Annotated in this window: 2 protein-coding genes; both read left to right on the top strand. The window is 72.0% G+C overall.

What is annotated here, in order from left to right:
- Positions 1-475: hypothetical protein (locus AC067Z_RS38840; protein ID WP_478794351.1), on the top strand; the 475-nt coding region annotated here is incomplete at its 5' end.
- Between the two features lie 710 nt (positions 476-1,185).
- Positions 1,186-1,851, top strand: coding sequence for a hypothetical protein (locus AC067Z_RS38835; protein ID WP_478794350.1), 666 nt, complete (start codon positions 1,186-1,188; stop codon positions 1,849-1,851).
- The last annotated feature ends 153 nt before the right edge of the window (positions 1,852-2,004 follow it).

Here is a 2,004-nt window from a genome sequence, read left to right as displayed (position 1 = left end):
CTGCGAACTGCGGCACACCGACGGCCGCGCCATCCGTCTCTCCGTCACCGTCTACGACACGGGCAGCGCCTACGGTCGCCTGCGCGCCACAGGGCTGACGCCCGCCACGCCCGCCGGGATCGGCAGCTACCCGACCGGCATCGACTTTGGCAGCATCACCATGTCCGGTACGAAGACCGCGCGGCAGATCGCCGCCGACATCAGCCGCCGACTGTTGCCGACCCTCACGGGCCAGGCCGCCGCACACGCCCCCTTCCGTGAGCGCAGGATGCGCTACCTGAGCTGGGACGGGGCGCCCCGCGGCGGGCAATGGGCGACCACACCGCACGCGCGCGTGAAGGTCGACGCCGGCGAGCACGGCGAGAGCGTCGCCATCGAACTCACCGGGCTGTCCGCCGACCAGGCCGACCGCGTCGTGCGCGCTCTCCTGCAGACCGACGCCGAGCAGGCTTCGGAGCACCCCCATGACAGGTGACCGGCCACGCTTCCAGTGGAGCCAGGCCACCGACGAGTGGCTCACCCACACCCGGACGTGGCGCAGAAACCAACCGCGGCCCGACGCACTCACGCCCCTGCCCGCCGGCTTCTGGGCCGAGTCCGCTCGCCCGCGCCAGTAGCCGCCCCTGCCATCAATCGCCCGGAAGTACCACGTCAGCCCGTTTGGCCGCGGACGACGCCCCGACCACACCCACACACCGGAGGACCGGTATGCCCGCTGAGCTCATTCCACTGAATCCGCTGTCGCACCGCCTGATCGTGAGCACCCGCCCGGACGGCCCGGACCACGCCCCGCTGCCGCCGGGCGCGGACGTCAGCGCCGCCCGTATCGTCCGGGCGCGTGACGTCGCCGACGGAGATCTGATCCTGGCATCGTTCGCGCCGCGTCACCGAGGGGCCGCCAACGTCCCCCAGTACGCCACGGATGCCTACCCGGCCCGGCCGGCCGCCTGGACCCCGCGTGCAGCTGCTCCGAGTGCTGCACCCTCCGCACCTACAACGACCCGCCCGCCGAACAGCGGATCGTCCTCACCCGGGGCTTTCCGTGGGACGGAGAGTGCGACGTCTGGGACGCCGACGACCTGGCCCTGATCATCCCCGCCGCGCTGCTCCTGCTGCCGGTCACCGCCTGACCCGCTCACCGGCCGGGGCCCAGCGCCCCGGCCGCCAACGGAAGGGAGAACAGCCATGCCACGCCAGCCGAAGCGGAGCACGCCACGCCGCGACGACACTGACCTCACGCCGAAGACCACACGGAGCACCTTCGATGCCGCCCGGGCCGTCCTGATCGCCCACGGCGGGCGCAACGGCGAGACATTCATGATGCGGCCGACCGCCGTCAGCCCCGACGAGGTGATCATCGCCCCGATCGTGGGCGGCAACAGTCAGATGCCCGGCACCAGTTCCCTTCAATGGCGCGACGGGCAGGCCGAGGAGTGGTTTGCCCAAGCCCGGATCCTGCACGCCGCCATGACGGCCGCAGGCTGGACACGGCACGGAGCCGCCCGGAACGGCTCCTGCTATCTCCGGCCCAGAGACGAGAGCGACGCCGCGGCCCCGGCGCCCGGGACAGACGCCCGGCTGCTCGCGATTGCCACCGAACTCGGCATCGACGAGGGCGACCTCGACGAGGCCATCTACGAGTCGACCAACGACAAGGCCGCCGACGCCTACAACGGCGGCGCGTACCCCGATCTTGGCGACGAGGAAGCCCACGAGGCGGTACACGACGACGCCGACCGCCGCGCCAGCGAGATCAACAACGGAGGTCTCCGCGCACAGCTGGACCACCTGTACCGGCAGTGCGTCAGCGAAGCCGCGTTCCGCTCCCTGCTCATCGACCTGACCACCTGAAGACCGGCACCCCGCCCGGCGCTCCGCCGGACGGGCCCCTTCCTGCCGAGGAGCAGCCGTGCACCACACCACCCATGACGCATTCGAGGCCGCCGCGGCCAACGCACTGGAGGCAGCCCGCGGCATGGCCCGCACCATCGCCGACACCCTCAC

The sequence above is a fragment of the Streptomyces sp. NPDC043812 genome (assembly GCF_056436245.1).
Note: the sequence above shows the minus strand (reverse complement) of the source record. Positions and strands in the feature narration are given on the sequence as shown.

Excerpts from the sequence above, each read along its gene's own strand:
- AC067Z_RS38835 (WP_478794350.1), top strand. The coding sequence starts at position 1,186 with ATGCCACGCCAGCCGAAGCGGAGCACGCCACGCCGCGACGACACTGAC.